This is a genomic window from Pseudonocardia wallangbongensis (assembly GCF_054486945.1).
In genome coordinates, this window is sequence record NZ_JBRERS010000001.1 from 785,152 (window position 1) to 811,958 (window position 26,807).

The 26,807-nt window shown below is 73.0% G+C and carries 25 protein-coding genes; 11 read left to right on the forward strand and 14 right to left on the reverse strand.

All coding sequences use genetic code 11. The features are described 5' to 3' along the window. Positions 1 to 104: 104 nt before the first annotated feature. Both ACU436_RS03695 and ACU436_RS03700 read right to left on the reverse strand, forming a co-directional pair. On the reverse strand, positions 105 to 2,918 hold the full coding sequence (locus tag ACU436_RS03695; protein WP_459021590.1) for an FAD-binding and (Fe-S)-binding domain-containing protein: 2,814 nt from the start codon (positions 2,916 to 2,918) through the stop codon (positions 105 to 107). Beyond that, on the reverse strand, positions 2,918 to 3,652 hold the full coding sequence (locus tag ACU436_RS03700) for a haloacid dehalogenase type II (protein ID WP_459021591.1): 735 nt from the start codon (positions 3,650 to 3,652) through the stop codon (positions 2,918 to 2,920). The genes ACU436_RS03695 and ACU436_RS03700 overlap by 1 nt, the downstream gene beginning before the upstream one ends. 153 nt (positions 3,653 to 3,805) lie before the next feature. Between ACU436_RS03700 and ACU436_RS03705 the strand changes: the two genes are divergently transcribed. Further along, positions 3,806 to 4,078 carry a hotdog family protein gene (locus ACU436_RS03705; protein ID WP_459021593.1) on the forward strand — a complete coding sequence of 91 codons (273 nt, stop codon included), beginning with the start codon at positions 3,806 to 3,808 and terminating at the stop codon, positions 4,076 to 4,078. 448 nt (positions 4,079 to 4,526) lie between these two features. Here the strand turns inward: ACU436_RS03705 and ACU436_RS03710 are convergent, their stop codons facing one another. From ACU436_RS03710 to ACU436_RS03725, 4 genes are read right to left on the reverse strand one after another with little or no spacing between them, the layout of a single operon-like run. Next, positions 4,527 to 5,684: a mandelate racemase/muconate lactonizing enzyme family protein gene (locus ACU436_RS03710; RefSeq protein ID WP_459021595.1), complete on the reverse strand. Its 1,158-nt coding sequence runs from the start codon at positions 5,682 to 5,684 to the stop codon at positions 4,527 to 4,529. After that, positions 5,681 to 6,784: a mandelate racemase/muconate lactonizing enzyme family protein gene (locus ACU436_RS03715; protein WP_459021597.1), complete on the reverse strand. Its 1,104-nt coding sequence runs from the start codon at positions 6,782 to 6,784 to the stop codon at positions 5,681 to 5,683. Before ACU436_RS03715 ends, ACU436_RS03710 begins: the two co-directional genes overlap by 4 nt. Before the next feature lie 34 nt (positions 6,785 to 6,818). Continuing rightward, on the reverse strand, positions 6,819 to 8,150 hold the full coding sequence (locus tag ACU436_RS03720) for an MFS transporter (RefSeq protein WP_459021599.1): 1,332 nt from the start codon (positions 8,148 to 8,150) through the stop codon (positions 6,819 to 6,821). Positions 8,151 to 8,194: 44 nt separating this feature from the next. After that, on the reverse strand, positions 8,195 to 10,111 hold the full coding sequence (locus ACU436_RS03725; RefSeq protein ID WP_459021601.1) for a flavin-containing monooxygenase: 1,917 nt from the start codon (positions 10,109 to 10,111) through the stop codon (positions 8,195 to 8,197). Between the two features lie 100 nt (positions 10,112 to 10,211). On the opposite strand from ACU436_RS03725, the gene ACU436_RS03730 reads away from it, so the two are divergent. After that, positions 10,212 to 11,102: a LysR family transcriptional regulator gene (locus tag ACU436_RS03730; protein WP_459021603.1), complete on the forward strand. Its 891-nt coding sequence runs from the start codon at positions 10,212 to 10,214 to the stop codon at positions 11,100 to 11,102. Positions 11,103 to 11,106: 4 nt separating this feature from the next. Here ACU436_RS03730 and ACU436_RS03735 read toward each other — a convergent pair whose 3' ends face one another. Next, positions 11,107 to 11,790: an IclR family transcriptional regulator gene (locus ACU436_RS03735; RefSeq protein ID WP_459021605.1), complete on the reverse strand. Its 684-nt coding sequence runs from the start codon at positions 11,788 to 11,790 to the stop codon at positions 11,107 to 11,109. Further along, positions 11,787 to 12,818: a CapA family protein gene (locus tag ACU436_RS03740; RefSeq protein WP_459021607.1), complete on the reverse strand. Its 1,032-nt coding sequence runs from the start codon at positions 12,816 to 12,818 to the stop codon at positions 11,787 to 11,789. Before ACU436_RS03740 ends, ACU436_RS03735 begins: the two co-directional genes overlap by 4 nt. A gap of 200 nt (positions 12,819 to 13,018) precedes the next feature. On the opposite strand from ACU436_RS03740, the gene ACU436_RS03745 reads away from it, so the two are divergent. Next, positions 13,019 to 13,420, forward strand: a complete 402-nt coding sequence (locus tag ACU436_RS03745) for a hypothetical protein (protein WP_459021609.1) — start codon at positions 13,019 to 13,021, stop codon at positions 13,418 to 13,420. 10 nt (positions 13,421 to 13,430) lie between these two features. Here the strand turns inward: ACU436_RS03745 and add are convergent, their stop codons facing one another. The 6 genes from add to ACU436_RS03775 form a co-directional block, all read right to left on the reverse strand. Further along, complete coding sequence (gene add, locus ACU436_RS03750) at positions 13,431 to 14,405, reverse strand: adenosine deaminase (protein WP_459021611.1); 975 nt, start codon at positions 14,403 to 14,405, stop codon at positions 13,431 to 13,433. Then, positions 14,402 to 15,187: an enoyl-CoA hydratase-related protein gene (locus ACU436_RS03755; RefSeq protein ID WP_459021613.1), complete on the reverse strand. Its 786-nt coding sequence runs from the start codon at positions 15,185 to 15,187 to the stop codon at positions 14,402 to 14,404. The genes add and ACU436_RS03755 overlap by 4 nt, the downstream gene beginning before the upstream one ends. After that, positions 15,184 to 16,365, reverse strand: a complete 1,182-nt coding sequence (locus ACU436_RS03760) for a CaiB/BaiF CoA transferase family protein (RefSeq protein WP_459021615.1) — start codon at positions 16,363 to 16,365, stop codon at positions 15,184 to 15,186. The genes ACU436_RS03755 and ACU436_RS03760 overlap by 4 nt, the downstream gene beginning before the upstream one ends. Continuing rightward, positions 16,362 to 17,705: an FAD-dependent oxidoreductase gene (locus ACU436_RS03765; RefSeq protein WP_459021617.1), complete on the reverse strand. Its 1,344-nt coding sequence runs from the start codon at positions 17,703 to 17,705 to the stop codon at positions 16,362 to 16,364. Before ACU436_RS03765 ends, ACU436_RS03760 begins: the two co-directional genes overlap by 4 nt. A 7-nt stretch (positions 17,706 to 17,712) precedes the next feature. Next, complete coding sequence (locus tag ACU436_RS03770; protein ID WP_459021619.1) at positions 17,713 to 18,942, reverse strand: MFS transporter; 1,230 nt, start codon at positions 18,940 to 18,942, stop codon at positions 17,713 to 17,715. Positions 18,943 to 19,163: 221 nt separating this feature from the next. Further along, positions 19,164 to 19,769 carry a helix-turn-helix domain-containing protein gene (locus ACU436_RS03775; RefSeq protein WP_459021621.1) on the reverse strand — a complete coding sequence of 202 codons (606 nt, stop codon included), beginning with the start codon at positions 19,767 to 19,769 and terminating at the stop codon, positions 19,164 to 19,166. Between the two features lie 196 nt (positions 19,770 to 19,965). On the opposite strand from ACU436_RS03775, the gene ACU436_RS03780 reads away from it, so the two are divergent. From ACU436_RS03780 to ACU436_RS03815, 8 genes are read left to right on the forward strand one after another with little or no spacing between them, the layout of a single operon-like run. After that, positions 19,966 to 20,757 carry an IclR family transcriptional regulator gene (locus ACU436_RS03780; RefSeq protein WP_459021623.1) on the forward strand — a complete coding sequence of 264 codons (792 nt, stop codon included), beginning with the start codon at positions 19,966 to 19,968 and terminating at the stop codon, positions 20,755 to 20,757. Beyond that, entirely contained in the window at positions 20,754 to 21,629 is an 876-nt protein-coding gene (locus ACU436_RS03785) for an isocitrate lyase/PEP mutase family protein (RefSeq protein WP_459021625.1), read from the forward strand. The genes ACU436_RS03780 and ACU436_RS03785 overlap by 4 nt, the downstream gene beginning before the upstream one ends. 3 nt (positions 21,630 to 21,632) lie before the next feature. Further along, positions 21,633 to 22,901, forward strand: coding sequence for a 3-isopropylmalate dehydratase large subunit (locus ACU436_RS03790; RefSeq protein WP_459021627.1), 1,269 nt, complete (start codon positions 21,633 to 21,635; stop codon positions 22,899 to 22,901). Beyond that, a complete protein-coding gene (locus ACU436_RS03795) occupies positions 22,898 to 23,422 on the forward strand; it encodes a LeuD/DmdB family oxidoreductase small subunit (protein WP_459021629.1) in 525 nt (174 codons plus the stop codon). Before ACU436_RS03790 ends, ACU436_RS03795 begins: the two co-directional genes overlap by 4 nt. Next, positions 23,423 to 24,427 carry an ABC transporter substrate-binding protein gene (locus tag ACU436_RS03800; RefSeq protein WP_459021631.1) on the forward strand — a complete coding sequence of 335 codons (1,005 nt, stop codon included), beginning with the start codon at positions 23,423 to 23,425 and terminating at the stop codon, positions 24,425 to 24,427. Further along, positions 24,427 to 25,191 (forward strand): ABC transporter ATP-binding protein, encoded by a 765-nt coding sequence (locus tag ACU436_RS03805; protein ID WP_459021633.1) that lies wholly within the window; start codon positions 24,427 to 24,429, stop codon positions 25,189 to 25,191. The genes ACU436_RS03800 and ACU436_RS03805 overlap by 1 nt, the downstream gene beginning before the upstream one ends. Further along, positions 25,188 to 26,000 carry an ABC transporter permease gene (locus tag ACU436_RS03810; protein WP_459021635.1) on the forward strand — a complete coding sequence of 271 codons (813 nt, stop codon included), beginning with the start codon at positions 25,188 to 25,190 and terminating at the stop codon, positions 25,998 to 26,000. The genes ACU436_RS03805 and ACU436_RS03810 overlap by 4 nt, the downstream gene beginning before the upstream one ends. Further along, a complete protein-coding gene (locus ACU436_RS03815; protein WP_459021637.1) occupies positions 25,997 to 26,806 on the forward strand; it encodes an ABC transporter permease in 810 nt (269 codons plus the stop codon). The genes ACU436_RS03810 and ACU436_RS03815 overlap by 4 nt, the downstream gene beginning before the upstream one ends. The last annotated feature ends 1 nt before the right edge of the window (position 26,807 follow it).

The following is a 26,807-nucleotide window of genomic DNA, read 5'->3' on the forward strand; positions in this document are numbered from 1 at the left end:
TCCACTGCTCGAGGCTCAGATGCCATGGCCACGTCGCCGCCTTCCGATGCGCACCCCGCCGCACAGGTCTACTCCTACGAACACGACCGTGGCGAGGGGTCGGTTCACCCGCTCCGGCGGGTGAGCAGCTCGGCGAGGTGGCGACCCCGGCGCGGCGACAGCTCGGCGAGCTGGGTGCGGCAGGAGAAGCCGTCGGCGAGCACGACGTCGTCGGCGCCGGCATCGCGCACGGCGGGCAGCAGGTGCGACTCGGCCACGGCGACCGAGACGTCGTAGTGCCCGCGCTCGACCCCGAAGTTGCCGGCGAGACCGCAGCAGCCGTCGACGGCCCGGACGGTCGCCCCGGCCCGCTCCAGGAGCGCGCGGTCGGTGTGCCAACCCATGATCGCGTGGTGGTGGCAGTGCGGTTGCGCGACGACGGTCGTTCCGGTCAGGTCCGGCGGCGACCAGTCCGGCCGGTCGGACAGCACCTCGGCGAGCGTCCGCGTCGCCGCCACGACCGCGCGGACGTCGGGGGTGTCGCCGAGCAGCTCGACCGCGTCCGAGCGGAGCACGGCCGTGCAGGACGGCTCGACGCCGACGACGGGGGTGCCGGCGTGCGCGGCCGGAGCCAGCGCCGAGACCGCCCGGCCGAGGATGGCGCGCGCGCCGTCGAGCTGGCCGGTGCTGATCCAGGTCAGGCCGCAGCACTGCGGCCGCTCGGGGATCGACACGGCGAACCCGGCCTCGCGCAGCACCTCGACCGTGGCGATCCCGACCTCCGGGGTGAAGAGGTCGGTGAACGTGTCCACCCACAGCAGCAGCGGGTCACCCGACGTCGGCTGCGGCTGCGCGGCGAACCAGGACCGGAACGTCCGGGGCGCGAACCGGGGCAGCTGACGGCGCCGGTCGACGCCGGCCAGGCGCTTCCCCGCGGCGGCGAGCGGCGCGGCGGACACGAGCCGGTTGGCGAGCCGGGGAGCGCGTGCCGCCCACCGCGCCCAGCGGGGCAGCCGGCCGAGCGCGTAGTGCGCGGCCGGGCGCAGCCGGCCCCGGTAGGTCTGGTGCAGCACCTCGGCCTTGTAGCTGGCCATGTCGACGCCGGTCGGGCAGTCCGACGCGCAGCCCTTGCAGGACAGGCACAGGTCGAGCGCCTCGTGCACCTCCGGCGCCGACCAGCCGCCGTCGACCAGCGTGCCGTTCACCATCTCCTGCAGGACCCGGGCGCGCCCGCGCGTGCTGTCCTTCTCGTCGCCGGTGGCCACGAACGACGGGCACATGACGTTCCCGCTGCCCGTCCGGACGCGGCACTTCCCCACTCCCGTGCACCGGTGCACCGCGGCCGAGAAGTCGCCGCCGTCCTCGGTGTAGGCCAGTGCCAGCGCGGTCCGCCGCGGGCGGGCGCCCTCGAGCCGCAGGTCGGCGTCGAGCGGCCGCGGCGCGGTGATCACGCCGGGGTTGAGGACGTCGCCGGGGTCGAAGACGGCCTTGACGGCGCCGAACGCGGCGAGCGCCTCCGGTGTGTACATGGCGGGGAGCAGCTCCCCGCGCGCCCGCCCGTCGCCGTGCTCGCCCGAGAGCGAACCACCGTGCCGGACGACGAGCGCCGCCGCGGCCGTGACGAAGTCGCGGTAGCGCTGCGCGCCGCCGGTCTCGCCGAGCGGGAAGTCGATGCGGATGTGGATGCACCCGTCCCCGAAGTGGCCGTACGGGACGCCGTGGAGCCGGTGGTCGGCGAGGAGCTGCTCGAACTCCCGCAGGTACACGCCGAGCCGCTCCGGTGGCACGGCGGCGTCCTCCCACCCGGCGTGCGCGGTCCGCCCGTCCTTGGGGCGGGCCACCAGCCCGGCGCCGTCCTCCCGGATCCGCCACAGCGCGGCGGTCTCCGCGGCGCCGGTGACCACGCGGTGCCCGAGCGCGCCGGCGTCCGCCACGACGGCGGCCGCGGGGGCCTCCAGCTCGCCCGCGGACTCGCCGGCGAGCTCGACGAGCAGCCAGCCGCTCCCGGGGGGTAGATCCGGCACCGCGGCGGCGCCGCGGGACGCGCGAACGATGTCGACGATCCGCGCGTCCAGGCCCTCGACCGCCACCGGCCGGTGCGGGAGGAGGGCGGGCACGGCGTCGGCGGCGGTGGCCATGTCGGGGTAGCCGAGCGCCACCAGAACCGTCGCCGGGGGCGTGGGGACGAGCCCGACGGTGGCCTCGAGCAGCGTCGCGAGGGTGCCCTCGCTGCCCACCAGCGCCCGCGCGACGTCGAAGCCGCGCTCGGGGAGCAGCTGCTCCAGGGCGTAGCCGGAGACCTGCCGGCCGAACCGGCCGAACCCGGTGCGGATGGTGGCGAGCTCGGCCGAGACCACGCGGTCCAGCGCGGTCAGCGTGGGCGACGACGCCGGGTCGGCACCGCGGGTGGCGGCGAGGCGCTCCCCCGTGCCGGTGATGACGTCGAGGGCGACCACGTTGTCGGAGGTGCGCCCGTATCCGAGCGCGCGGGACCCGCAGGCGTTGTTGCCGATCATCCCGCCGAGGGTGCAACGGCTGTGGGTGGAGGGGTCCGGCCCGAACCGCAGGCGGTGCGGCGCCGCGGCCCGCTGCAGGTCGGCGAGGACCAGCCCGGGCTCGATCCGGGCCGTCCGCGCTTCCCCGTCGATCCCCAGCACCCGGTTCAGGTGCCGGGAGAAGTCGAGGACGAGCCCCGCTCCGACGGCGTTGCCGGCGATGGAGGTGCCGGCGCCGCGCGCGGTGATCGGGACGCCGAGGTCGCGGCACACCTCCAGCGCGGCCGCGACCTCGTCGCGGTGGCGCGGGAACGCGACCGCGGCCGGCACGACCCGGTACAGCGAGGCGTCGCTGGAGTACTCGGCGCGGCGGCGCCGGGACTCGTCGACCTCGCCGACGCCGGCCCGGCGCAGCGCCTCGGCGAGCGCCTGCGGTGGCGCCATCAGGTCCGCCCGCGCGGGACGATCGACGTCACCGTCCTGGCGAGATCCGCGAAATCCGTGACGACCACGTCGGGAGCGTACGTCTCGTTGCCGAAGGGGCGCCTGCGGCGGTCCACGAACGCGGTGGTCATGCCCGCCGCCTTCGCGCCGACGCAGTCGAACGCGTGGTTGGCCACGAAGAGGACCTCCTCCGGCCGCAGGCCGGCGAGCCGGGCCGCGGTCGTGTACGTGTCGCGGTGCGGCTTGAACGTGCCGGCCTCGGCCACCGAGATCACCCGGTCCCACAGCTCGCCGGTGCCGGAGTGGGGCACGCCGGCGGCGAGCATGTCCGGGTCGCCGTTGGACAGGATGACCAGCGCCACGCCGTGCGCCTTCATCCCGGTGAGGGCGTCGACGACGTCCGGGAACGGGCGGAGCCGCTGGATCTGCGCGACGAGGTCGCGGACCTCCTCGTCGGTGTGCTCGATCCCAGCCCGGTCGAGGGTGTAGTGCACGGCCTGCCGGCCGATCTCGCGGTACGGCGTGTGGTCGCGGTGCAGCAGCGCGTCGATCATCGAGTTCTCGAAGTGGGTGCGCCGCCACCACGTCACGACCCGGGACGGCGGGTTGGCCGTGTAGCCCTTGCGCTCCAGGTACGGGGTGATCGCCTCGATCAGCCCGCCCTGCATGTCGACGACGGTCCCGTAGAAGTCGAACATGAGGGCCTTCACGGGGGCCAGTGGGTGCTCGGTCACGGCTTCGGTGCTCCTCGGTCGGCGGTGTTCCTGCTGGTGGCGAACGCTAGGTGCCGGACCGGCCGGGAGCTTCGGACGATCGCCAGAAGCCCGCCCGGCAGCGTTGGTGGAGCGCACATCGACCTCGGCGGGACACCGTTGCAGGGTCGGGGCATGGTCGACACGCCCCTGCCGGAAGTGCTGGTCCGGGTCCGACGCGTCCGGGGCACGCGGGCTGACCTCGAGCTGGGGCTCGGGCCGGACCGGCCGGCCACCGCACCTGCGGGGCTGCTCGACGTGGCGGTGCTCGCGGACCTCGCGCTGGGTGGCGCGCTCCGTGCCCAGCTCGGCGCGGCCCGGGTGCTGCCGACCGTCTCGCTCACCCTGGACCAGGTTCACCCTGCCGACGTCGAACGGGCCCGGGCGCGCTTCGACGACGATGCGTAGCCGGACCGCCGGGTCCGGTTCCGACGAACGGCACGTTGGTCGCAACCTATCCGACGAAGGTGCCGTTCGTGCAGGTCAGCGCTGAACAGTTCTGGGATGCCCGGGTCCTGGGCCGCGAGTCGGTGGGTTGGCGCGGTCACCCGGGCAGTAACGGTTCTGCACCACAGGATGGTGCTGTCGACATGAACACGCACACCCCGGACCGACCGGCATGATCGTTGCGGGATCGCGCTCAGCGCCCCGGGCAGGGCGATCCACCGCACCTCGGAACGATCATGCGGCCTTGATCGCCACGAAACCCCGTCGAGCGCCCTCATGAGGGCAGGTTCCCGCATATCGGATCGATCACCGGGTGCGACCGCCCCGGCGAGCGCCTCCGTTGCACGAACGGCACGCTCGTCCGAACCTATCCGACGAACGCGCCGTTCGTCGGATCCACGTCTCCGGGTCAGCCGTGGAACCCGTCGCGGGCGTGCCCGCGCAGGTGGTCCAGGTCGAACTCGAGCCCCAGCCCAGGCCCCGCGGGCAATGTGAGCCGGCCGCCGCTGTTGTCCAGCGGCGCGGTCAGGAACCGGTTGTAGCCGCTCAGGTCGTGGCGGCTCGACTCGATCCGGTAGAAGTTCGGCACCGTCGCCATCACGTGCCCGCCGGCCACGAGGTTGACCGGGCCCGCCGCGTCGTGCGGCGAGATCGGCACGTAGTAGGCCTCCGCCATGGTGGCGATCTTCTTCAGCTCCGAGATCCCACCGGTCCAGGTCACATCCGGCATCACGAAGTCGGCGAGCCGTTTCTCCAGCACCGGGACGAAGTCCCACCGGGTGTGCAGCCGCTCCCCCACCGAGATCGGAACCCGCACCCGCTCACGCACCTGCTCCAGCGCGTGGTAGCTCTCCGGCGGCACCGGCTCCTCGTACCAGTGGATGTCACCGACCTCGTCCAGCGCCTGGCCCAGCCGGATGGCGGTCGGCACGTCGAAGCGGCCGTGCGCGTCGATGAGGAGTTCGACGTCGGGGCCCGCGGCCTCCCGGACCAGCGCCGTCAGCTCCATGGCCTGCCGCTCCCCGGCGCGGCTCATGCCGCCGTCGAGGTAGCGGTCGTTGGCCCAGGGCTCGCCGGGACGGTGCGGGTACGGGTCGAACTTGATGCCCGTGTGGCCGGAGTCGACGATCGCGCGGATCTCGGCGACGACCCCTTCCGGCGTGTCGAACCGGCTCTGATCGGGGTGGGTGTAGATCAGCAGGTCGTCCCGGACCCGGCCGCCGAGCAGATCGCAGACCGGCAGGCCCAGGACCTTGCCGCGGATGTCCCACAACGCGATGTCGACCGCGCTCACCACGTTCGTGCCCGCACCCCGGCTGCCCATGTAGGTGAACGCACGGAAGACCTTGTGCCAGGTGTCCTCGATCCGGGCCGGGTCGTCCCCCGCGAGCAGGTCGTTGGTCTGCCGGACCATGGCCGCGATGCCGCGGTTGGCCGTGGGCGTGGTCGTGGTGATCTCACCCCAGCCGCTGATCCCCTCGTCGGTGCGCACCTCGACGAACAGGTACTCGCCCCATCCGGTGCCCCCGGACCCGACCAGCCACGGCACCAGCTCGGTGATCTTCATCGGATCATCTCCCGATCGGAGGTCGTCACGTCGGCGGTCTTCTCGAACTGCGGGTCGAGCGTGATGCCCCAACCGGGCGACGTCGGGGCCGGCACCGCCCCGTCCACGACCCGCAGCACCGGCTCGTAGATCCCCCGGCTCCACTCCGTGCGCTCGATGCTCCACTCCTGGTACTGGGTGCAGGCGGGCATCGCCGCGGCCAGGTGCAGGGTGAACACCTGCAGCAGCGAGTCGTTCGCGCAGTGCGGCGTGCACGGGATGCCCGCCGCCTCGGCGAGCACGGCCACCTTGCGGGCGCGGGAGATGCCGCCGATGTAGCCGATGTCGGGCTGCACGATGTCCACGGCCCGGCCGGAGATCATCCGCTGGAACTGCGGCATCGAGATGTCCTGCTCACCACCGGACACCGGGATGTCCAGCGCCGCCGCCACCTGGGCGGTCTGCTCCAGCTCCGGGAACGGGCAGGGCTCCTCGTAGTGGAAGTAGCCGTGCTCCTCCAGCAGCCGGCCGACCCGGATCGCCCGGCTCACGGAGAATCCGCCGTTCGCGTCGGCCGAGATGTCCACCCCGGCGCCGAGCACCTCGCGCACGTGCGGGACGATCCGCTCGGTACGCCCCGGCGCCGCGTCCACGTCCCGGCCCATCGCCTCGCCGACGCGGATCTTCACGGCGCGGAAGCCCCGCTCGGCGACGAACCCGGCGAGCCGCTCGGCCTCCTCCTCCGGCGTGATCGAGCGCTTCATGCTGGAGGCGTACACCGGCACGGACGCCCGGGCGTGCCCGCCGATCAGCTTCGCGACCGGCTGCCCCGTGACCTGCCCCAGGACGTCCCACAGGGCGGTGTCGACCCCGGCGAGGGCGCGGTGCAGGAAGCTGCTCGGGAACTTGTAGTGCACCCGCACGCACTCGTCCACCAGCGTCTCGACGTCCCACGGGTCCTTACCCAGGAACAGCGGCGCCACCATCGCGTGCAGCACGTGGGCGCTGACGGCCGCCTGGTAGGGGGCGGTCTGGCCGATGCCGACCACCCCGCCGTCCGTGGTCACCCGCACCACGGCGACCTGCTCGCGGACGAGCGTCTCGATCCGTTCGATCTTCACGTGTGATCCCCCCGGGTCGACTCTATGCCACCGTTCAGCTCCCCCGGCGGGCCACGGCGACCACGCCCGCCGGTTCGTCGGACGTCTCCGCCGTACGCGGAAGGATCCACACCGCGATCCCGGACACGGCCGCGAGCAGCGCGATGTAGCCCGCCACCGCCACCCACGAGCCGGTGGCCCCCAGGAGCATCGCCGACAGCAGCGGCGTCATCCCACCGCCGAGGACGGCGCCGAGCTGGTAGGACAGCGACGACCCGGTGTAGCGCACGTCGGCGCGGAACGACACGGAGACGATCACCGCCTGGACCGCCACCATCAGGCCCAGCACCACGCCGAGGAGCCCGGTCGCGAGCAGCACGGCTCCGACCGCCGCGGTGTTCACGAGCGCGAACACCGCGAACGGCACCAGGACGCCCAGCACCGAGGAGACGGCGAAGATCCGGCCGGGGCCGACCCGGTCGGACACCAGCGCCGTGAGGCAGGCGACCACCAGGTACACCACCGACGCCGCCGTGATCGCGAGCAACATCGTCCGCGGGGCGACGCCGGCCGTTCCCGTGCCGTAGCTCAGCAGGTAGACGGTCAGCAGGTACCCGAGCGCCGACGGGGCGAAGGTGATGCCCATCCCGAGCGCGACGGTGACGGGGCTGCGGCGCAGCACCTCCAGGAGCGGGAGCCGCCGCACCTGACCGCGGCTGCGCATCGTCGAGAACTCGGGGCTCTCCTCCACCTTGAGCCGGACGACCAGGGCGACGATCACCAGGACGGCGCTGAGCAGGAACGGGATCCGCCATCCCCACGCCGCGAACTGCTCGGGCCCCAGGCCCGCCGACACCGCGAAGAACACCAGGTTGGCCAGTAGCGCGCCGGCGGGCAGGCCGATCTGCGGGAACGCGGAGAAGAGGCCGCGCCGCCCGGCCGGGGCGTGCTCCAGCGCCAGCAGGACCGCACCGCCCCACTCACCGCCGACGCCCAGGCCCTGCACGAACCTCAGCACGACGAGCAGGACCGGCGCCGCGATCCCGATCTGGGCGTAGGTGGGCAGCGCGGCGATGAGGACGGTGCCCGCCCCCATCAGCAGGAGCGACGCCACGAGTGTCTGCTTCCGGCTGTGGCGGTCGCCGAAGTGACCGAACACGATGCCGCCGATCGGCCGGGCGATGAAGCCGACGGCGAAGGTGCCGAACGCGGCGAGCGTCGCCGCCACGGGCGAGAAGTTCGGGAAGAACTGCGACGCGAAGATCAGCGCCGCCGCGGCGCCGTAGAGGTTGAAGTCGTACCACTCGATGGCCGTGCCGACGAAGGTGGCGGCGGCGACCCGGCGCCGCAGGGCCCGGTCGGTGGGAGTGGTGGAGGGTCGGGTCACGAGCGCTCCTGACGTCGTCGTCGGGGAGGAAGCGGAACCGGGGATCAGTCCCAGCCGAAGTCGGCGGGGTCGGGGACCCGCACCATCCGCCAGTAGTCGAGCAGCGTGAAGGGCCACACCTGGGAGGCCCGGCCCGTGGCGTTGCGGTACCAGCTGTTCACGGTGGCCACCCCCCACGCCATGCGGGCGTTTCCGGCGTCCACCGCGGCGTTGTACGCGTCGTGGGCGGCCGGGCGCACCTCGACCGTCCGCGCGCCACGGGTGAGCAGCTCGCGCAGGCAGCCGAGGATGTGGTGCACCGCGATCTCGGAGAACAGCAGGATGCTCCCGTTGATCACGAGGCCCGTGTTCGGTCCGAAGACGCAGAACAGGTTCGGGAAGCCGGGCACGTGCACGCCGAGGTGGGCGCGGGCGTCGCCGGCCCACCAGGTGTGCAGGTCCCTGCCGCCGCGCCCGGTGACCCGGATCGGGGACAGGAAGTCCGAGGCGTGGAAGCCGGTCGCGTGGACCAGTACGTCGGCCTCGTGCAGCCGGCCGTCGGCGGTGCGCACGCCGTCCGGGACGATCCGGGTGATCGGCTCGGTGACCAGCTCGACGTGCGGCCGCTTGAGGGCGGCGGGCCACACGCCGTTGTCGCGCATCATCCGCTTCGAGCCGGGCGCGTAGTCCGGCACCACCTTGGCCAGCAGGTCCGGCCGGTCCCCGAACCGGCGCCGCAGGTGCGCCTCGAGCGCGCGGCGCAACGCCGCGTTGCGCGGCGACACCGACCCGGCCTCGTGCCAGTCCGGGTCGACCTCCGCGAACGGGCGGCGCCCGTCGACCGCCGTCCAGAACTGGTAGTAGCGCAGCCACCGGTGGTAGGTGGGCAGCTCGGCCAGCAGGCGGCTCTCGGCCGGCGGGATCGGATCGTGGTAGTCGGGGGTGGGCAGCATCCACGGCGGGGTCCGCTGGAACACCGTCAGCGACCGCACCCGGTCGACGATGGAGGGCACCACCTGGTAGGCGCTGGCCCCGGTGCCGACCACCGCGACGCGCCGGCCCGTCAGGTCCACGTCGTGCCGCCACCGGGCGGTGTGGAACGCGGGGCCCGCGAACGCGTCGCGGCCGGGTACGTCGGGCAGCTTCGGCCGGTTCAGCTGCCCCGTCGCGCTGATCACCGCGTCGGCCTGCAACACCACCTCGGAGCCGTCGACGCGGCGGGCGCGCACCGTCCACCGGCACGTCCCGTCGTCGAACGTGGCGGCGACGACCTCGTGCCCGCAGCGGATCCGCCCGCGCAGGCCGAACCGGTCGGCGACGCCCGTGAGGTAGCCGTGGATGTCCGCGCGGGTGGAGAAGCGGTGCGGCCAGCCGGGCTCCTGCGCGAAGGAGAAGCTGTAGGCGAAGTTGGGGGTGTCCAGCCGCGCCCCGGGATAGGAGTTCTCCAGCCAGACCCCGCCGACGTCGGCGTTGCGCTCGAGCACCGTGACCCCGATCCCGGCCTGTCCCAGCCGGTGGGCCGTGACGAGCCCGGACAGCCCCGCCCCGATGACGATCACGTCCAGCGTCCGGCCGGGTGCGACGTCCTCGACCGTCCAGCCGGGCACGCCCGCGTCCACCGGCAGCCCCAGCTCGTGCGCCATCAACGGCAGGTACTCGTCGCCGACGGCACCGGAGACGAAGCGCATCAGCGCCCGCAGCGCGGCCTCGTCCGGCTCGGGCGCCGGGGTCATCCCGCCGTCCCGGAACGCCCGCAGCGCGGCCAGCGCGCGGTGCCGGGCCCGTTCCTGCACGTCCGGAGACATCCCGCCCTGCGGTTCGACCCGGTCCGGCAGCAGCCGCAACGGCGGGCGCAACCCGTCGTCCACCAGTGACAGGTCGCCGGTGAGGTGCGCGATCGCGGGCAGCAGCGCGGGCAGCTCGGCCGAGCGCACCGCCGCGACGAGCGCATCCTCGTCGTGCAACAGCGCGGCGATCGACATCCGTCGAGCATCGGTGCCCGGCGGGGCTCCGGAGATACTGAACGGGTCGGCCGTGATGCCGGACGAGAATCACCGAGATGAGAAGCACGGTGGGATGCACGTGGAGCTGAGGCACCTGCGCTCCTTCCTGGCGGTCGCCGAGGAGCTGCACTTCGGCCGCGCGGCGAAGCGGCTCTTCATCGTCCAGTCCGCGCTCAGCCGCCAGATCTCGGCGTTGGAGCGGGAGCTGGACGTCACCCTGCTGGAACGCGACCGCCACCGCGTCGACCTGACGCCCGCGGGCCACGCCCTGCTGGAGGACGTCCGGCAGCTCCTCGGCCACGCCGACGAGGCCACCCGCCGCGCCCGGGCGGCGGGCCGGGGTACGACGGGCACGCTGCGGCTCGGGTTCATCGCGCCGGCGCTGTACGCCGTGCTGCCGCCGTTGCTGCGCACGTTCCGGGCGCGGAACCCGGAGGTGCGGCTGGTCCTGGAGGAGATGCACAACCAGCAGGCCGTCGACGGCGTGCGGCACCGCCGGGTCCAGGTCGCGCTCGTCCGGCTGCCGGTGCGGCAGTCGCCGGACCTGCGCCTGCAGCCGGTGCAGAGCGAGGAGGTGCTGCTGGCCGTCCCGGAGGACCACCGGCTCGCCGGGCGGCCGGAGGTCGCGCTGGCCGAGCTCGCCGACACCGATCTCATCCTGATCGCCCGTGGCCTGGAGCCGGAGCTGCACGACTACTACACGAGCGCCTGCGCGGACGCCGGCTTCACCGCCCGCGTCGCGCACGAGGTCGACCGCACCCATGTGGCGATGGGGCTGGTCGCCAGCGGGCTGGGCGCGGCCTTCGTCCCGGCCTCCGCCCGCCGCGTCGCACAGCCCGGGGTGGCCCTCGTGCCGCTCACGGGGATCGAGCTGCGCCTGCGGATCGCGGCGGCCTGGAACGACGCCACCGACCCGGTGCTGGCCCGGTTCCTGGACCTGTGCCCGGGTGGCGCGAACGCCGTGCTGTGAGGCCTCAGGTGGCGGCGGCGATCCGGCGGGCCGCCTCCACCAGGAGCGGGGCGCGCTCCTCGACGTCGTCGATCACGGTCGGGAACAGCGCCGTCACGCACGCCTCGCTCGCCCCGACCGTGGCCGGGACGGGCGCCGAGATCGCGGTGGCGTGGAAGCCCATGACGTCGTCCCGGGCCCCGTACCCGCGGGCCCGCGCCGTGCGCAGCTCGTCGTCGTCGCCGGGGTCCGGGACGAGCGTGAGCCGGATCGCCAGCCCGGAGGTGCTGTCGGCGAGGGGCCGGCGCGTGCCCTCCCGGGAACGCACCGCCATCCGGGCGAACTCCGCCTCGACGGCGAGGACGTAGACGATCTCGTCGCCGTCGCGCAGCCCGAGCACGACGGTGGTGCCCAGCTCTTGCGCGAGCGCGCGCACGACGGGGAACGCGGCGTGCCGCAGGTCCTTCTGCACGCCGCGGGACAGGGTGAGCAGCCCGAGCCCCAGGTCGTAGCGCCCCTCGCCCGCCTCGGTGTTCAGCAGCCCGTGCTGGGAGAGCGTGCGCAGCAGCCGGTACACGACCTGCCGGCTCAGCCCGAGTGCCACCGCGACCTGCTGTGCCGTCAACGGCCTGCCCTCCGCGGCGAGCACCTCCAGGACCTGCAGGCCGCGGCTGAGCGTCTGGGAGACCGAGCGGTCCGGCTCGCTCACCGCGACGGGCCGGTCCTGACCACCAGCCGGTCGCCCTCGAACGCAACGGTGTCCGGGCACGTCGCCCGCAGGTGCTCGATCTCGTCGGGGACCTCGGAGAACGGGACGATCCGCGGCCGGAGGTCGTCCTGCGGCTTGACGAACCGCGCGCTCCAGCGGAAGTCGCCGTCCTCGAGTTCGAGCTCCGCCAGCAGCCCCGGCTGGCCCGGGTGCTTCACGCGGGCGACGAAGTCCCACCCGAAGATCACCTGGCTGAGGCCGAAGAAGATCGGCTTCCCGCGGTACACCTCGATCGGCTGCACGACGTGCGCGTGCGACCCGAACACGACGTCGGCGCCCGCGTCGATCGCGGCCCGCGCGAGCGTGCGCTGGTAGTCGACGACGTCGCGCTGGGACGACACCCCGAAGTGGAAGAACGCGACGAGGACGTCGACGTCGTCGCGGATCGCGCCGAGGTCGGCGCGCAGCGCGTCGACGTCCGCCGCGTCGGGTGTCGTGACGACGGCGGCGGGCAGCCCGGGCATCTCGATGAGGCGCGGGTGCGGGCGGTACGACGTGGCCACCCGGACCGGCACGACCCCGGCCTGCGTCTCGGTGGCCACGTGACCGTTCGGCCAGAACACCGACGTGCGCGACACCATCCCGACCCGGACCCCGTTGACCGTGACCCGCGCGGGTTCCTGCGCCCGGGTGAGGTCGGCGTGCGCCCCGGTGTGCGCGATCCCGGCGTCGTCGAGCTGCTCGATCGTGGTGCGGATCGGTTCCGCGCCGTACGTGACGTTGCTGGCGAGGTTGAGCGCCTTGAACCCGGCCTCGGCGAGGTTGGGCGCGTGCCCGGTGCCGACGTGGGTGAACCCCGGCTTGTAGAACAGCTCCGTGGGCTCGGCCAGCAGGCCTTCGAGGTTGCCGATCGCCAGGTCCAGCGAGCCGAGGTAGGGCATGAGCTCGGCGAAGGGGTTCGAGCCGGTGTCGAAGCCCAGCAGGTTGATGTCGCCGACGGCCCCCATCCGGAACGGACCAGCTGTCATCCCGCTTCCCCACCTTCCGCTCAGTCGTACGATATTCGTACACAAGTATCGACATATGAAACTAGTACGACGGTGGTCGCGCCCGGCACCCGGGGCTACGCCGTTCGGCAACACCCTCTATCCGACGGCTTCTTGAATCCGTGCAACCCGTTCGGGTGGTCCCGACGTCCTATCCCCACAACGCTCACCAAGGGGGAAGCATGTCGATGAAGCGAGTGGCCGTCCGTGCGGCGGCCGTGGCCCTGATGCTCACCGGTCTCGGGTCGGCGGTGGCCGCGCCGGCCTTCGCCAAGGAGCGCCCGCCCGAGCAGCGCGGCTACACCGCCACCGCCGACCTCGACGGGCGGGACCGGCCCGAGCTGAACGCGACCTACGTCTACAACTTCGTGAACGAGGGCGACTCGGTGCACGTCGTCTGCCAGACGAGCGGGGAGACCGCGTACGGGAGCAAGGTCTGGGACCTGGTGTCCGCCCCGGCGGGCGACCCCACGGTGACGGGCCACAAGTTCGTGCCCGACGCCTTCGTCCGGACCGGCACCGACGGCTTCTCGGGCGAGCTCCCGCGCTGCGACGCCTCGGAGATCGCGCTGGCGAAGGACTGAGCCCTGGGGCTCAGGGGAGCCAGGAGCGGAGGTCGGCGAGCGCGGCGGCGCGCCGGTCCGGCGGGCACGAGCTCGCGGTGATCGACGTGCCCGCCACCCGCGCGACGTCGGACGGGCCGAGGCCGAGGCGTTCGGTCGCGGTCCGGTACTCGTCGACCAGCGTGACACCGAGGAACAGCGGGCAGTCGCTGCCGAGCGACACCGGGACGCCCGCGGCGAGCAGCCGCGGCAGGGGGTGCTCCTCCAGGGAGGGGAACACGCTGAGCGCGATGTTCGACGACGGGCAGACGTCGAGGCAGATCTCCCGCTCGGCGAGCAGGTCGAGCAGCGCGGGATCCTCCACGGCGCGGACGCCGTGGTTGATCCGCGCGGCCCCGAGCGACTCCACGCAGGCACGGACGCTGTCCGGCCCGGCGCCCTCGCCCGCGTGCGGCAGCGCGCGCAGTCCCACGTCCCGGGCGCGGGCGAACAGGTCGGTGAACAGCGTGGCGGGGTGGCTCGCCTCGTCGCCGGCGAGTCCGAGCCCGACCACGCCCGCGTCCGCGTAGGCCATGGCCAGGCGCAGGGACCGTTCCGCCGCCTCCGGCGGCAGCCCCCGGTTGACGCCGACGATCACGCCGGCGGCGGACCCGGGCCCGGCACCGGCGGCGAGCCCGTCGAGCACGGCCTCCAGCACGGCCTCGTCGGGCCCGAGGCGGCCGGCGTACGTCGGCGGGACGAGGTGCACCTCCGACCAGACGACGCCCCGCGCGGCCGCGTCCTGCACCAGCTCGCACCCGATCCGGCGCAGGTCGTCGAGGCTTCCGACGAGGTCGCGGGCCGCCTCGTAGGCCCGGACGAACTCGGCCAGGTCCGGGAAGGTCCCGGTGGCCGGCAGCGGCCTCCCGGAGCGGGCGGCGAGCTCCGCCGCGGTGGACGGGCGGATCGCCCCTTCCAGGTGCAGGTGCAGCTCCGCCTTCGGGAGAGCCACCAGGTCGGCACTCACCGGCCGGGCCAGACCGGAGCGCGCTTCTCCTGGAAGGCGCGCACCCCCTCCTTGCTGTCCTCGCTGTCGAGCGCGGCCATCAGCGCGGGGAGCCGCTGGTCCCGTGCCTCCTGCGCGGACAGGTGCGCGGTGCGTTGCACCATCTGCTTCACCGCGCGCAGCGAGGTCGGCGCGCACGCCAGGACGTCGGCCAGCCAGCGGTCGACGGCGGCATCCAGCTCTGCGGCCGGGACCACCTCGTTCACCAGGCCCATCGCCCGCATCTCGGCCGCCTCCGCGCGGCGGCCGGTGAGCAGCATGCCCATCGCCTGTGTGTGCGGGACCCGGCGGACCAGCTGGAAGACCCCGCCGTCGAGCGGGAGCCGGCCGACCCGCGGTTCGGTGAGCCCGAACCTCGCGTGCTCGGCAGCGATCACGATGTCGCAGCCCAGCACCATCTCCATGCCGCCGCCGAGCGCGTAGCCGTTCACGCGCGCGATCACCGGGACGTCCAGCGTGGTGCGCAGGGAGAGCCCGCCGAAGCCGTTCGGGTCGAGGTCGGCCCAGTACTCCAGGCCGGTCTTGGCGATCGCGGCCGCGGACATGTCCGCGCCGACGCAGAACGCCCGCTCCCCCGCGCCGGTGACGACGACGGCGCGAACGTCGCGGTCGGCCTCGATCAGGTCCCAGATCTCGCAGAGCCGCTCGTGCGTGGGCCCGTCCACCGCGTTGAGCACGGCCGGCCGGTCGATGGTGACGCGGGCGACGTGGTCGCTGATCTCGAACCCGACGTCGTCGGTCACCGCAGCACCTTCGCCTCGACCAGCGCCGCCACGTCGTCGGCGGCATAGCCGTGCTCCGCGAGCACCTCCGCGTTGTGCTCGCCCAGCCGCGGGGGCACCCGCCGCACCTGCGCCGGGGTCGCGGAGAGGCGGATCGGCGCGTCCAGTGCGCGGACCCGCCCGGCCGTCGGATGCTGCATCTCCAGCACCATCCGGTTCACCGCGGTCTGCTCGTCGGCCAGTGCCTGCTCGAGGCTGTGGACCGGCGCGCACAGGATGTCGACCTCCTCCAGCCGCTTCACCCAGTACTCGGTGGAGTTCGTGGCGAACCGCTCGCGGAAGATCGCCTGCAGCTGCGGGCGGTGCTCGGTCTGGCGGTCGAGCGTGGCGTACTCCGGGCGCTGCGACAGGTCCTCGGCGAGCTCCAGCGCCGAGGAGATGTCACGCAGCGGGTTCTCCTTGAACGCGCCCACCATGCAGACGGCGCCGTCGGTGGTCTCGAAGACCCCGGACAGCGGCATCGCCGCCCAGTTGACCTCCCGGCCGCGGTTGAGCTGCATGCACGCCTCCTGCATCTGCGTGTGCAGCATCGAGTCGTACATGGTCACCTCCACCTTCTGCCCCTCGCCCGTGGTGCCCCGCGCGAGCAGGGCGAGCAGGATGCCCTGCATCAGGTGCATGCCGGTGGTGTAGTCGCAGAGCGTCGTCGGGTAGACCGAGAGCGGCACGTCCTCGGACTCCCGCCGCCACATCACCCCGGAGTAGGCCTGCGCGACGACGTCCTGGCCGCCCTTGTGCGCGTACGGCCCGGAGTCCCCGAACCCGGTGCCGGACGCCCAGATCACCCGCGGGTTGAGCTCCCGGCACCGCTCGTAGCCGAACCCGATGCGCTCCATCACGCCGGAGCGGAAGTTGCTGACGACGACGTCGGCGTCCCGGATGAGCCGGTGCACGACGGCCACGCCCTCGGCCGTGCGGGTGTCGACGGAGACGCTGCGCTTGTTGCGGTTGATGGACAGGAAGATCGGGTTGTCGGGACCGTCCGGGTCCGTGATCGAGGACCGGGACAGGTCCCCGACGCCCGGACGTTCGATCTTGACGACGTCGGCCCCGTAGTCCCCCAGCAGCTGCGTGCAGCTGGGACCCATGTAGACCTGCGTGAAGTCGACGACGGTGACGCCGGCGAGCGGCAGGGTCATGAGGGAACCTCCACGGGATCGGTGATGGTCGCGTTGGCGGCGGGCACGTCTCCGGGGTCGGCGCCCTGCACCCGCATCGTCCGCTGGATCGCCGCCGCGTCCAGCTCGCGGACGGTCACGCCGGCGTCCACGGCCAGGGCCGCCGCGATCCCGGCGGCCTGGCCCATCGCCATGCACGGCGGGATCTCCCGGGAGATCTTCTGCGCGTCGGGCGTGGCGGAGTAGTGCCGCCCGGCCACCAGGAGCTGGTCGACGCCGCGCGGGAGCAGCGCGCGGTAGGGCGTGTAGTAGTCGCGGCCGCGGGCCACCGAGTCGGCGAAGTGCCTGCGCTCGTTGATGTCGTCCTTGGTCACCACGTACTCACCTTGCAGCAGGCGGGTCTGGCGCACGCCCATCTGCTCGGCGACGTCCACGACGTAGCAGTTCTCGAACCCGGGCAGGTGCTCGCGGATGTGGTCGACGACCGCGCCGATGCGGGCGCGGGCGTCGAACTCCGCCTCGGTGAGCGACTCGGGGTCGGCGCCGTCGTAGCCGGTCATGTGGGGGCAGTTGCACCACACGACACCGGGCAGCGGGGTCTTGAGCCACCACAGCTCCCAGGCGCCACCGAGCATCCGCTTGACCGTCCGGTTGATCGCCCTCGCCGCGCGCGGGTCCTCCTGCTCGAAGCGCTCCGCGGCGTCCGTGTCCACCCCGCCGAGGCGGAACACCAGCGTGGTCAGGTAGCTGTCGTGCACGTAGTCGGCCCCGGCGCGGGAGGCGACGTCGATGTCCCCGGTGGTGTCGACGACGACGTCGCCCAGCACCGCCTGCGGGCCCTGCTTCGTCTCGCAGACGACCCCGGCCAGGCGGTCGCCGTCCAGCACGGGGCGGGAGAACCACGAGTGCAGGCGCAGGTGCACGCCCGCCTCGCGGACCAGGTCGTTCGACACCCGCTTCCAGCCGTCCGGGTCGAACGCGACGGCGTAGCAGATCGGCTTCGGCGTGACGTGCTGATGGAAGTCGAAGACGCCGAAGCGGCCCCACCGGTTCCACGTCTCGACCGAGGAGTACCGGTCCGACTCCGGCGGGGAGACCGCGAGGCCCAGCTTCTCGAGGCGCTCGATGTACTCCGCGACGATCCCGGTGACCGACACCTCCGGGCCGTTCACCATGTCGTCGAGCACGAGCACCATGCCGCCGGACGCCAGCCCGCCGAGCGCCGCGTAGCGCTCGACGAGCGTGACGCTCGCGCCGGTGCGGGCCGCGGCGACGGCCGCGCTCACCCCGGCCGGCCCACCGCCCACGACCACGACGTCGGACCGGCGCACCACCGGATCGGTCAGATCGGACAGCTGCATCGCTTCCTCATTCACCCGCGAAGGTGCCGCCGCGGCGGCGGGCCGCCACGTAGAGCACCACACTGACAAGGGACAGGACGGCCGCGTAGACGGGGAACAGCCAGTCGAGCTCCCGCTGCTGCAGCCACACCAGCAGGTAGGAGGCGGTGCCGCCGAACAGCGCGACCGCCACGCCGTACCCGAGCGCCACCCCGGTGGCCCGGCAGGACTTCGGCATCAGCGACGTCGCCACGACGTTGTAGAGCGTCATGTTGAGCACCAGCACGATCGAGCCGCCGAGCAGCACGGCCGCGAACCCGACGATCCCGGGGCCGTCGTAGAGCAGCATCAGGAACACCGACGGCACCGCCAGCAACCGCGTCACCACGAACGTGCGCGACAGCCGGTAGCGATCGGCCAGCGCGCCCGTGACGGGCGACCCCACGAGCAGCACGATCCCGAGCACGGTGGTGAGGCCGAACACGGCCGTCGGGTCCTCGCGGAAGGTGCCGCGGGCGAGGTTCGGCAGGCCGACGTTCCAGGCGTAGTTGTAGGCCTGCGCGGACCCCACCACGAACACGATGGCCAGCAGCCCGAGCCAGTGCCTCCCGACGCCGCGGGCCACCGAGCCCGACGACGACTCCGCCCGCTCCTCCTCGTGCAGGGTCTCCGGCAGCGCGCGCCGCAACCAGATCACGACGACGCCGAGCGCGGCGCCGATGACGAACGGGATCCGCCAGCCCCACTCCTGCATCGCGTCGCCGCCGATCATCGCGCTGGTGGCGAAGCTGACCAGCGACGCGAGCAGGATCCCGAGGTTGACGAAGAAGCTGATGTACCCCGCAGCGCGACCTTCGCGGCCCGCCGGGTTGAGCTCGACGGCGTAGGACGTCGACAACGGGGCCTCGATGCCCGTCGAGATCCCCTGCAGCAGCCGGCACCCGACGAGGATCACGCCGGCCCACACGCCGATCGCGCCGTAGGTCGGGGTCAACGCGATGACCAGCGTGGTGACCGCCATCAGCGCGACCGAGCCGATCATCACGCGCCTGCGCCCGATCAGGTCGGCCGCGACGCCGAACAGCACGCCGCCCAGCGGGCGCACGGCGAACCCGACGGCGAAGACCGCCAGCGCGCTCAACGTGGCCGACACCGGGTCCTCGGACGGGAAGAAGTGCGGCCCGAGGAACGCCGAGAGCAGTCCGAAGACCATCCAGTCGTACCACTCGAGGGTGTTGCCCAGCCCGAGGCCGAGCATCGCCTTCCGCGTGACAGCCGTGGTGCCGGGCGACGGAGGTGGCGTAGCAGGAGCTGTCGATGAGGGTGTCACGGTCATGGTGTTCGCCTTTGAAAGCCATGGACGCGCGCGGCGCGTCGGACAAGGGGGCCCCGCAGGGCGCGGTCGAGCAGCACGCCGGAGGCGTGCGCCGAAGTACGTGATCTCGAACGTGATCTCTGCGGCCCCGGCGGGCCGACCCGTCACCAGGTGGGCGGGGTGATCACCCAGACGGCCGTGCAGGTCTCGTCACCGGGGTTGACGTACCAGTGCGGTGTGGTCGACGGATAGCGGATCGAGTCGCCCGGACCGAGCTCGTGCCGCTTCCCGTCGAGGTAGACGTCCTTGCGCCCGGACAGCACCAGCCCGAACTCCTCGCCCTGGTGGCGGTAGGGGTTCGCGCTCGAGTCGTACCCGGGCGGGGTCTCCACCCAGGTCGCCTCGAGCGCTCCGGTGAGGTCAGGGGTGAGCAGCTCGTAGCGGGCGCCGTCGTCGGCGATGCCGTGGCCGTCCAACCGGCGGCGCTCGGACCGGCGCACCACGGGCGAGCGGTGCCGGTCCGAGACCTGGAACAGGCCCCCGACCGGGATGCCGAGCCCGTGCGCGAGCTGCACCAGCGTGCCGAACGACGGGTTGGCCAGCCCGCGCTCGATCTGACTGACGATCCCGGTGCTCAGCCCGGACAGCTCGGCGAGCCGTTCGAGCGTGAGACCGGCCTCCTTGCGCAGTGAGCGGACCTGGTTGCCGACCTCGCCCAACATCGCTGCGACCGGCAGATCCTGCCCGGGTCGTACGTCCCGATCAGTCATGCCAGTGCCACCTCCACGCCGGAGACCTCAGAATACTGAAGTTCTTCATCCAGACAAGGGTCGGGGGCACACGATGTTGAAGTTCTTCACTCTGCCAGGGCGCTCGCCGGCGGATGCCACGCCCTTGACAGGCGCACCCGGCACCACCTAGGCATCCACCATGCAGTTCTGATGTCCGCGATGCGGATCAGGAGGCGTGACAGTGCTGTCGACGCAGATGGTCGAGCGATCCGGCTCGGTCCAGGTGCTGGAGAAGGCGGGCAAGGTCCTCGACTGCTTCTCCACGGACAACCCGGCGATGCGCGTCGGGGACATCCGCGAACGCACCGGGCTCCCGGCCACCACCTGCCTGCGGATCGTGCGCACGCTCGTGGAACAGGACCTGCTGCAGCGCCAGGGCGACGTCTACCGGATCGGGCTCCGGGTGCTCGTGTGGGGTGCCGCGGCCACCGCGGGCTCCGTGCTCCTCGCGGCCGCCGGGCCGGTGGTCCGCGGGCTGCGCGACGACACCGGCGAGACCACCGTGCTCTTCGTCCGGCAGGACGCGCAACGCGTGATCGTCGACGTCGCCGAGTCGCGGCACTCGATCGTCTTCCGGGGTGCCGTGGGCGAGGCGATGCCGCTCGCGGCGGGCGCCGCCGGGAAGGTGTTCATGGCGTGGGACCCGGCCGCCCTCGAGCGTGCGAAGGACCTCGGGCTCCAGCGGCTCACGCCGGGCACGATCACCGACTGGGGCGATGTCGAGCGTCAGCTGGCCGCCGGCCGCGAGGTGGGCTACGTGTTCGCCGACCAGGAGCGCGAGGTCGGCCTGAGCTCCGTCGCCGCGCCGGTGTTCGGGCCGGCCGGGCGCCTGCTCGCGGTGCTCAGCGTCGGCGCGCCGTACTTCCGCCTCACCACCGAGCACGTGACCGACCTGGGACCTGCGGTGGCGGCGAGCGCGTCCGTGCTCTCGCACGCCATCGGCGGCAGGAAAGGAAGATCCGAATGACCGCACGCCAGAATCTGCGCGCCCGGCTCGCCGAGCCGGCTCCCGTGCTCGCACCCGGCGTCTACGACGGCCTGTCCGCCGCCCTCGTGCGGGGAGCCGGGTTCCCGGCGGCCTACATGACGGGCGCGGGCGTCGCGGCCAGCGTGATCGGGCGGCCCGACCTCGGCCTCACGACGCTCACCGAGATGCGCCAGGCCGCCGAGCGGCTCACCGCGGTGCTCGGCGACATCCCCCTCATCGCCGACGCCGACACCGGGTTCGGCGACATCGCGCACGTGTACCGCACCGTCGGCGAGTACGAGCGCGCGGGCGTGTCGGCGATCCAGCTGGAGGACCAGGCCTTCCCCAAGCGCTGTGGCCACCTGGCCGGCAAGGAGGTCGTCCCCGCGGAGGAGTTCGTCGCGAAGCTGCGGGCCGCCCGGGAGGCGCGCACCGACGAGGACATGCTGATCATCGCCCGCACCGACGCGCTCGCGCCGCTCGGGTTCGACGAGGCGCTGCGCCGGGCGAAGCTCTACGAGCGGGCGGGCGCCGACGTCATCTTCGTCGAGGCCCCGCAGACGGTGGAGCAGATCGAACGGGTCCCGTCGGAGTTCTCCGTGCCCTGCCTGTTCAACGACGTGCCGCGCGGGCACACCCCGGCCGTGGACCACGCCGAGCTCGCCCGCCTCGGGTACCGGGTGATCATCGCGCCCGGGCTGTGCATCGGCGCCGCGGGCGTGGCGATCGGCGCCGCGCTCCAGGCGTTGCGCGCCGGCCGGCACAACGACGGCGAGGTGCCCCAGCTGTCGCCGCACGAGCTCTTCGACGCGCTCGGTCTCCCCTTCTGGGAGGACCTGCGGGAACGCCACCAGCTCGCCGGGACGGCCTGAGCCGTGGCGGGCACGCTGATCGAGAAGGTGCTGGCCCGCGCGGCCGGCCGGGACTCGGTGCGGCCCGGCGACATCGCCGTCTGCACCGTCGACATGACCGTGCTGCTCGACATCCAGTTCCTGTGGGACCGGCTGCTCGACGTGGTCGCCGTCCACGACCCCGACCGCCTGGCGATCGTCATGGACCACGCGGTGCCCGCCCCCGGGCTGCGCGAGGCCGAGGCCGGCACGCACGCACGGGAGTTCGCGGCGCGGCACGGCATCGACAAGTTCTTCGACGTCGGCAACCACGGGATCGTCCACCAGGTCCTCGCCGAGCAGGGGCTCGCCCTGCCGGGGACGCTCGTGGCCTGCACCGACTCGCACACGTGCGCCGCAGGGGCCTACAACTGCGCCGCGCGCGGGCTCGGCCCCGCCGAGATCCTCTCGATCGTCTGCACCGGCACCACGTGGCACCGCGTCCCGCCGACGATCCGCTACGAGCTGACCGGGGCGCCGCAGCCGTGGGTCAACGGCAAGGACGTCTTCCTGCGGATCGCCGGAACGTACGGCGACGCCACGAACTGCGCGCTCGAGTTCGGCGGGCCGGGCCTCGCCGCCCTGCCGATGTCGGACCGCCGGACGATCGCGACGCAGGGCGCCGAGGTCGGCGCCGACTTCTCGATCTTCCCGGCCGACGAGGCGTGCCTCGAGTTCGTCGCCTCGGTGGCACCGGACGCGCGGCCGGACCCGGTCCTGCCCGACCCGGACGCCGACTACGCCGAGGTCCGCGAGATCGACCTGTCCGCCGTGGAACCGATGGTCGCCGAACCCGGCACCGTCATCCACAACACGCGGCCGGTCTCGACCGTGGCGGACGTGGCGATCCAGCAGGCGTTCATCGGCTCGTGCGCGAACGGCCAGCTCGCCGACCTGGCCACTGCGGCCGAGGTGGTGCGGGGACACACGGTGGCGCCGGGCGTCCGCCTCATCGTCACCCCCGCCTCCCAGGCCGTCTACCTGGAGGCGGTGCGGCGCGGCTACGTCGAGACCCTGGTCGCCGCGGGCGCGGTCGTCACGAACTCGACGTGCGGGGCGTGCTTCGGCTACCACATGGGGGTCGTCGGGCCCGGCGAGGTCTGCATCACCGCCAGCACCCGCAACTTCACCGGCCGGATGGGCAGCCGGGAGGCGTCGATCTACATGGCGTCCCCCGCCACGGTGGCCGCGTCGGCATTGCGCGGCCGGATCAGCGACGTCCGCGACGTGGCCCCCGCGGGGGTGGCGTCGTGAACGGCGAGGAGCCCGTCAGCGGCCGGGCGTGGGTGTTCGGCGACGAGATCAACACCGACGACATGTACCCGGGCTTCGCGATGAAGCTGCCCGTACCCGAGGCCGCGCGGCACATGTTCGACGCCACGAGGCCCGACTGGCCCCGGCAGGTCCGGCCGGGCGACATCGTCGTCGGCGGGCGCAACTTCGGCCTCGGTTCGAGCCGGCCGGTGGCGCTGCTGTTCCAGGAGCTCGGCGTCCGGTGCCTGCTGGCGGAGGAGTTCAACTCGCTGTTCCTGCGCAACTGCATCAACTACGGCCTGCCGGCCCTGACGGTTCCGGGCATCGCGGAAGAGGTCACCGACGGCGACACCCTCGACGTCGACGTCGCCGCGGGCACCGTGCTCGACCACCGCACCGGCCAACTGCTGGCGGGCCCGCCGATCCCCGACTTCCTCCTGCGCGTGCTGCGCGCGGGAGGCCTGATCGCCCAGCTGGAACGCGACGGTCACCTCAACCCCGGGGCGGAGAGGAACGCGTAGATGCGCCGCACGCTGACCGCAGGAGCCGCCTCGATGGCGCTGCTGCTCGCCGCCGCCTGTTCGGGTGGCGGCAGCGCCCCGCCCGACCCGAACAACCCGGTCACGATCGACATCACCGTCACCAACGCCACCGAGACCTACACCGTGCCCTGGCTCGTCGGCATGGACCAGGGCTTCTTCGAGAAGCGCGGGGTCCGGATCGGGGAGCTCGTCCCGGGCCAGGGCGGCAGCACGACCCTGCGCAACCTGATCAGCGGCGACCTGGCGATCGGAGAGGTCAGCTACCCCGCGGTGGTCGACGCCGCGGCCGAGGGCACCGAGGTCAAGGCCGTCGGCGGCGCCTTCCAGAGCCTCTACGGCCTCGACTTCTACGCGCTGTCCTCCAACACCGCCGTGCAGGGTGTCGAGGGCATCCGGACCTGGGCGTTCACGAACCCGGGCTCCGTCACCGAGTCCCTGACCCACCTCGTCCCCGAGGCCGCCGGCATCGCCGAGCAGCCGGTCGAGCGGGTCGCATCGGGTGGCATCGGCGAGGGGGTCGCCCTCCTCGAGTCGGGTGCCGTCGACGCGGCGATCGTCCCCGACGCGGTCCGCGCCAAGAACCCCGACACGTTCCGGCTCGTGGTGCCCACCCACGAGTACATCAAGTCCTTCCAGCAGACCGTGATCACCACGACCTCCGACTACGCCGAGGACAACCCCGAGGTCGTGTCGGCGGTCCTCGCGGGTTACGACGAGTCCGCGCGGTGGATCCACGACCACATCGAGGAGGCGGGCGCACTCTACGCCGCGCACACGGACCTGCCGATGGAGATGGCGGTGGCCGCCGTCCGCAGCGCGGCGGAGCTCGACACGTGGTCGGCGGGGATCAAGACCGAGGCCCTGGGCAGCGCCGACCGGGCCATCGCGCTCTCGGGTTTCGAGGGGGAGATCCCCTACTGCGAGCTGTTCGACCCGCAGTACCTGCCCGAGGGGGCGCGCTTCCAGCTCCCGGTCACCTGCTGATGATCGAGATCAGCGGGGTCACCCGGCGGTTCGGGTCCGTCCACGCGCTCGACCCGGTCGACCTCTCGGTCCGCCGCGGCGAGTTCGTGTCGGTCGTGGGCCCGAGCGGGTGCGGCAAGTCCACCCTGCTCGAGCTCGTGGCCGGCCTGCAGGTCCCCGACTCGGGCACCATCGCGATCTCGGGGGAACCGGTCACGGGCCCGCGGGACGCGACGTCGATCATCTTCCAGGACTCGGCGCTGCTGCCATGGCGCACCGTGCTCGACAACGTCGCGTTCGGGCTGGAGTCGCGCGGGATGGGCCGGGCCGAACGGCACGCCAGCGCCCGCGAGCTCGTCGAGGTCGTCGGGCTCGCCGGGTTCGAGAACGCCCGGCCGTCCCAGCTGTCGGGCGGCATGCGGCAGCGGGTCGCGATCGCCCGCTGCCTGTCGATGGACCCGGACCTGATCCTCGCGGACGAGCCGTTCGGCGCGCTCGACGAGCAGACCCGCCTGCTCATGGCGTCCGAACTGCTGCGCGTGGTGGAACGACTGTCCTGCTCGGTGCTGTTCGTGACCCACAGCCTGCAGGAGGCCGTCCTGCTGTCCGACCGGGTCGTGGTGATGAGCGCGCGCCCCGGCCGCGTCCTCGAGGAGCTGCCGATCGCGCTGGACCGGCCGCGCTCCACGGAGGACCTGACGACGCCCACGGCGACCGCCGCCGTCGAGCGGCTCTGGTCGCTGCTGCGGGACGAGGCCGGGTCGGCGATGCGGGTGAAGCGGTGACCGGCCGCCGCGCGACCGGGGTGCCGCGCTACGTCCGGCCGCGCCCGGAGCGGGTGCTGGGGCTGCGCGCGCCGGCGTGGACGGCACTCGTGGGCGCGGGGCTGGTCGTTGCGGTCGAGCTGCTGGCCCGCTCGGGCGTCGTCGACGGCACCGACCTCATCCCGGTGAGCGAGATGCTGGCCGGGATCGCCGCCCTGCTCGTCGACCCGGAGTTCCTCGTGGGCGACCTGCTGTGGACGGTGGGGCTCATCGCCGTGAGCTTCACGCTCGCCACGGCGCTCGGGGTCGGGCTCGCCTACACCCTCTGGCGCGCCGTTTGGTGGCGCCGCGCGGTGCAGCCCTACCTCAACGTCTACTACGCCGTGCCGACGTTCGCGCTCTACCCGATCCTCGTGGTGCTCTTCGGCACCGGCGCGATCCCGATCATCCTGCTCGCGGTGGCGTTCAGCTCGGTGGTCATCGCGGCCAACGCGCTCAACGGTTTCGACTCCGTGCCGCCGACGGTCGACAAGCTCGCGGCGTCGCTGCGGCTGCGCCCCGGCACGTACCTGTGGAAGGTGCTGCTGCCCTCGGCGGCGCCGAACATCGCGGCCGGCATGAAGCTGGGCTTCGTGTACGCCCTGATCGGCGTGCTCGCCACCGAGTTCATCCTCGCGACGCGCGGGCTCGGGCAGTTCATCTCCCACGCGTACATCACGTTCGACTCCGAGGAGATGTACGCCGGCATCCTGTTCGTCTGCCTGTTCGCGCTCGGGGCGAACCTCGCGCTCAGCGCCGTCCTCGACCGGTTCGACTGGAGGCGGTCGTGACCGCCGCTCCCCCGGCCCCGCGGGGCGCCCGCCGCGCCCTCGAACCGGCCGTCGCGCCGCTGCTGCTCCTGGTCGCCGCGCTGCTCTGCTGGCACGCGGCGGCGGCCGCGCTGGACAGCGCCGTGTTCCCGACCCCGGTGGAGGCGGCCGGCACCCTGGTCGCAGACCTCGGCTCGGGGAGCTTCCTCGAGTCGCTGTCGGAGACCCTCCTGGTCCTGGCCGTCTCCTACGCGCTCGCCGTGGTCGTCGGGTCCGCGCTGGGCTTCCTCGTCGGCCTGAGCACGTTCTGGTCCGACGTGCTCTCGCCCCTCGTCTACGCCGTGTACAGCATCCCGAAGATCACGCTGTACCCGCTGTTCCTCGTGTTCCTCGGCCTCGGCGAGGTCAGCCGCGCCGGCTTCGCCTTCCTGCACGGCGTGATCCCGATGATGCTGATCATCCTCGGCGCCACCACGGGCGTGGACCGGACCCACCTCAAGCTCGCCGCGAGCCTGCGGCTGTCCACGCCGCGGGTGATCCGCCAGATCGTCGTCCCGAGCGTCGTCCCGTCCGCGGTCACGGGGATGCGGCTGGCCTTCGGCCTGACGTTCCTCGGTCTGCTGATCGCCGAACTGCTCGGCGGCTCCGCGGGGCTGGGTGGGGAACTGCTGCGGAACGTCCAGCTCGTCCGGATGGGCAACATCGTCGGCGAGGTCGTGCTGATCGCGGTGATCGCGCTCGTGCCCACGATGCTCCTCCTGCGGCTCGAGCACCGGGTCACCGCCCGGTTCGCCGGACGCGAGGTGACCGACGAGCCCGCGGTGTGAG

Excerpts from the sequence above, each read along its gene's own strand:
- ACU436_RS03770 (WP_459021619.1), bottom strand. The coding sequence starts at position 18,942 with ATGCTCGGCCTCGGGCTGGGCAACACCCTCGAGTGGTACGACTGGATG.
- ACU436_RS03785 (WP_459021625.1), top strand. The coding sequence starts at position 20,754 with ATGACCGCACGCCAGAATCTGCGCGCCCGGCTCGCCGAGCCGGCTCCC.
- ACU436_RS03740 (WP_459021607.1), bottom strand. The coding sequence starts at position 12,818 with ATGACAGCTGGTCCGTTCCGGATGGGGGCCGTCGGCGACATCAACCTG.
- ACU436_RS03725 (WP_459021601.1), bottom strand. The coding sequence starts at position 10,111 with ATGTCGATCGCCGCGCTGTTGCACGACGAGGATGCGCTCGTCGCGGCG.
- ACU436_RS03805 (WP_459021633.1), top strand. The coding sequence starts at position 24,427 with ATGATCGAGATCAGCGGGGTCACCCGGCGGTTCGGGTCCGTCCACGCG.
- ACU436_RS03705 (WP_459021593.1), top strand. The coding sequence starts at position 3,806 with ATGGTCGACACGCCCCTGCCGGAAGTGCTGGTCCGGGTCCGACGCGTC.
- ACU436_RS03695 (WP_459021590.1), bottom strand. The coding sequence starts at position 2,918 with ATGGCGCCACCGCAGGCGCTCGCCGAGGCGCTGCGCCGGGCCGGCGTC.
- ACU436_RS03765 (WP_459021617.1), bottom strand. The coding sequence starts at position 17,705 with ATGCAGCTGTCCGATCTGACCGATCCGGTGGTGCGCCGGTCCGACGTC.
- ACU436_RS03745 (WP_459021609.1), top strand. The coding sequence starts at position 13,019 with ATGTCGATGAAGCGAGTGGCCGTCCGTGCGGCGGCCGTGGCCCTGATG.
- ACU436_RS03760 (WP_459021615.1), bottom strand. The coding sequence starts at position 16,365 with ATGACCCTGCCGCTCGCCGGCGTCACCGTCGTCGACTTCACGCAGGTC.
- ACU436_RS03710 (WP_459021595.1), bottom strand. The coding sequence starts at position 5,684 with ATGAAGATCACCGAGCTGGTGCCGTGGCTGGTCGGGTCCGGGGGCACC.
- ACU436_RS03775 (WP_459021621.1), bottom strand. The coding sequence starts at position 19,769 with ATGACTGATCGGGACGTACGACCCGGGCAGGATCTGCCGGTCGCAGCG.
- ACU436_RS03800 (WP_459021631.1), top strand. The coding sequence starts at position 23,423 with ATGCGCCGCACGCTGACCGCAGGAGCCGCCTCGATGGCGCTGCTGCTC.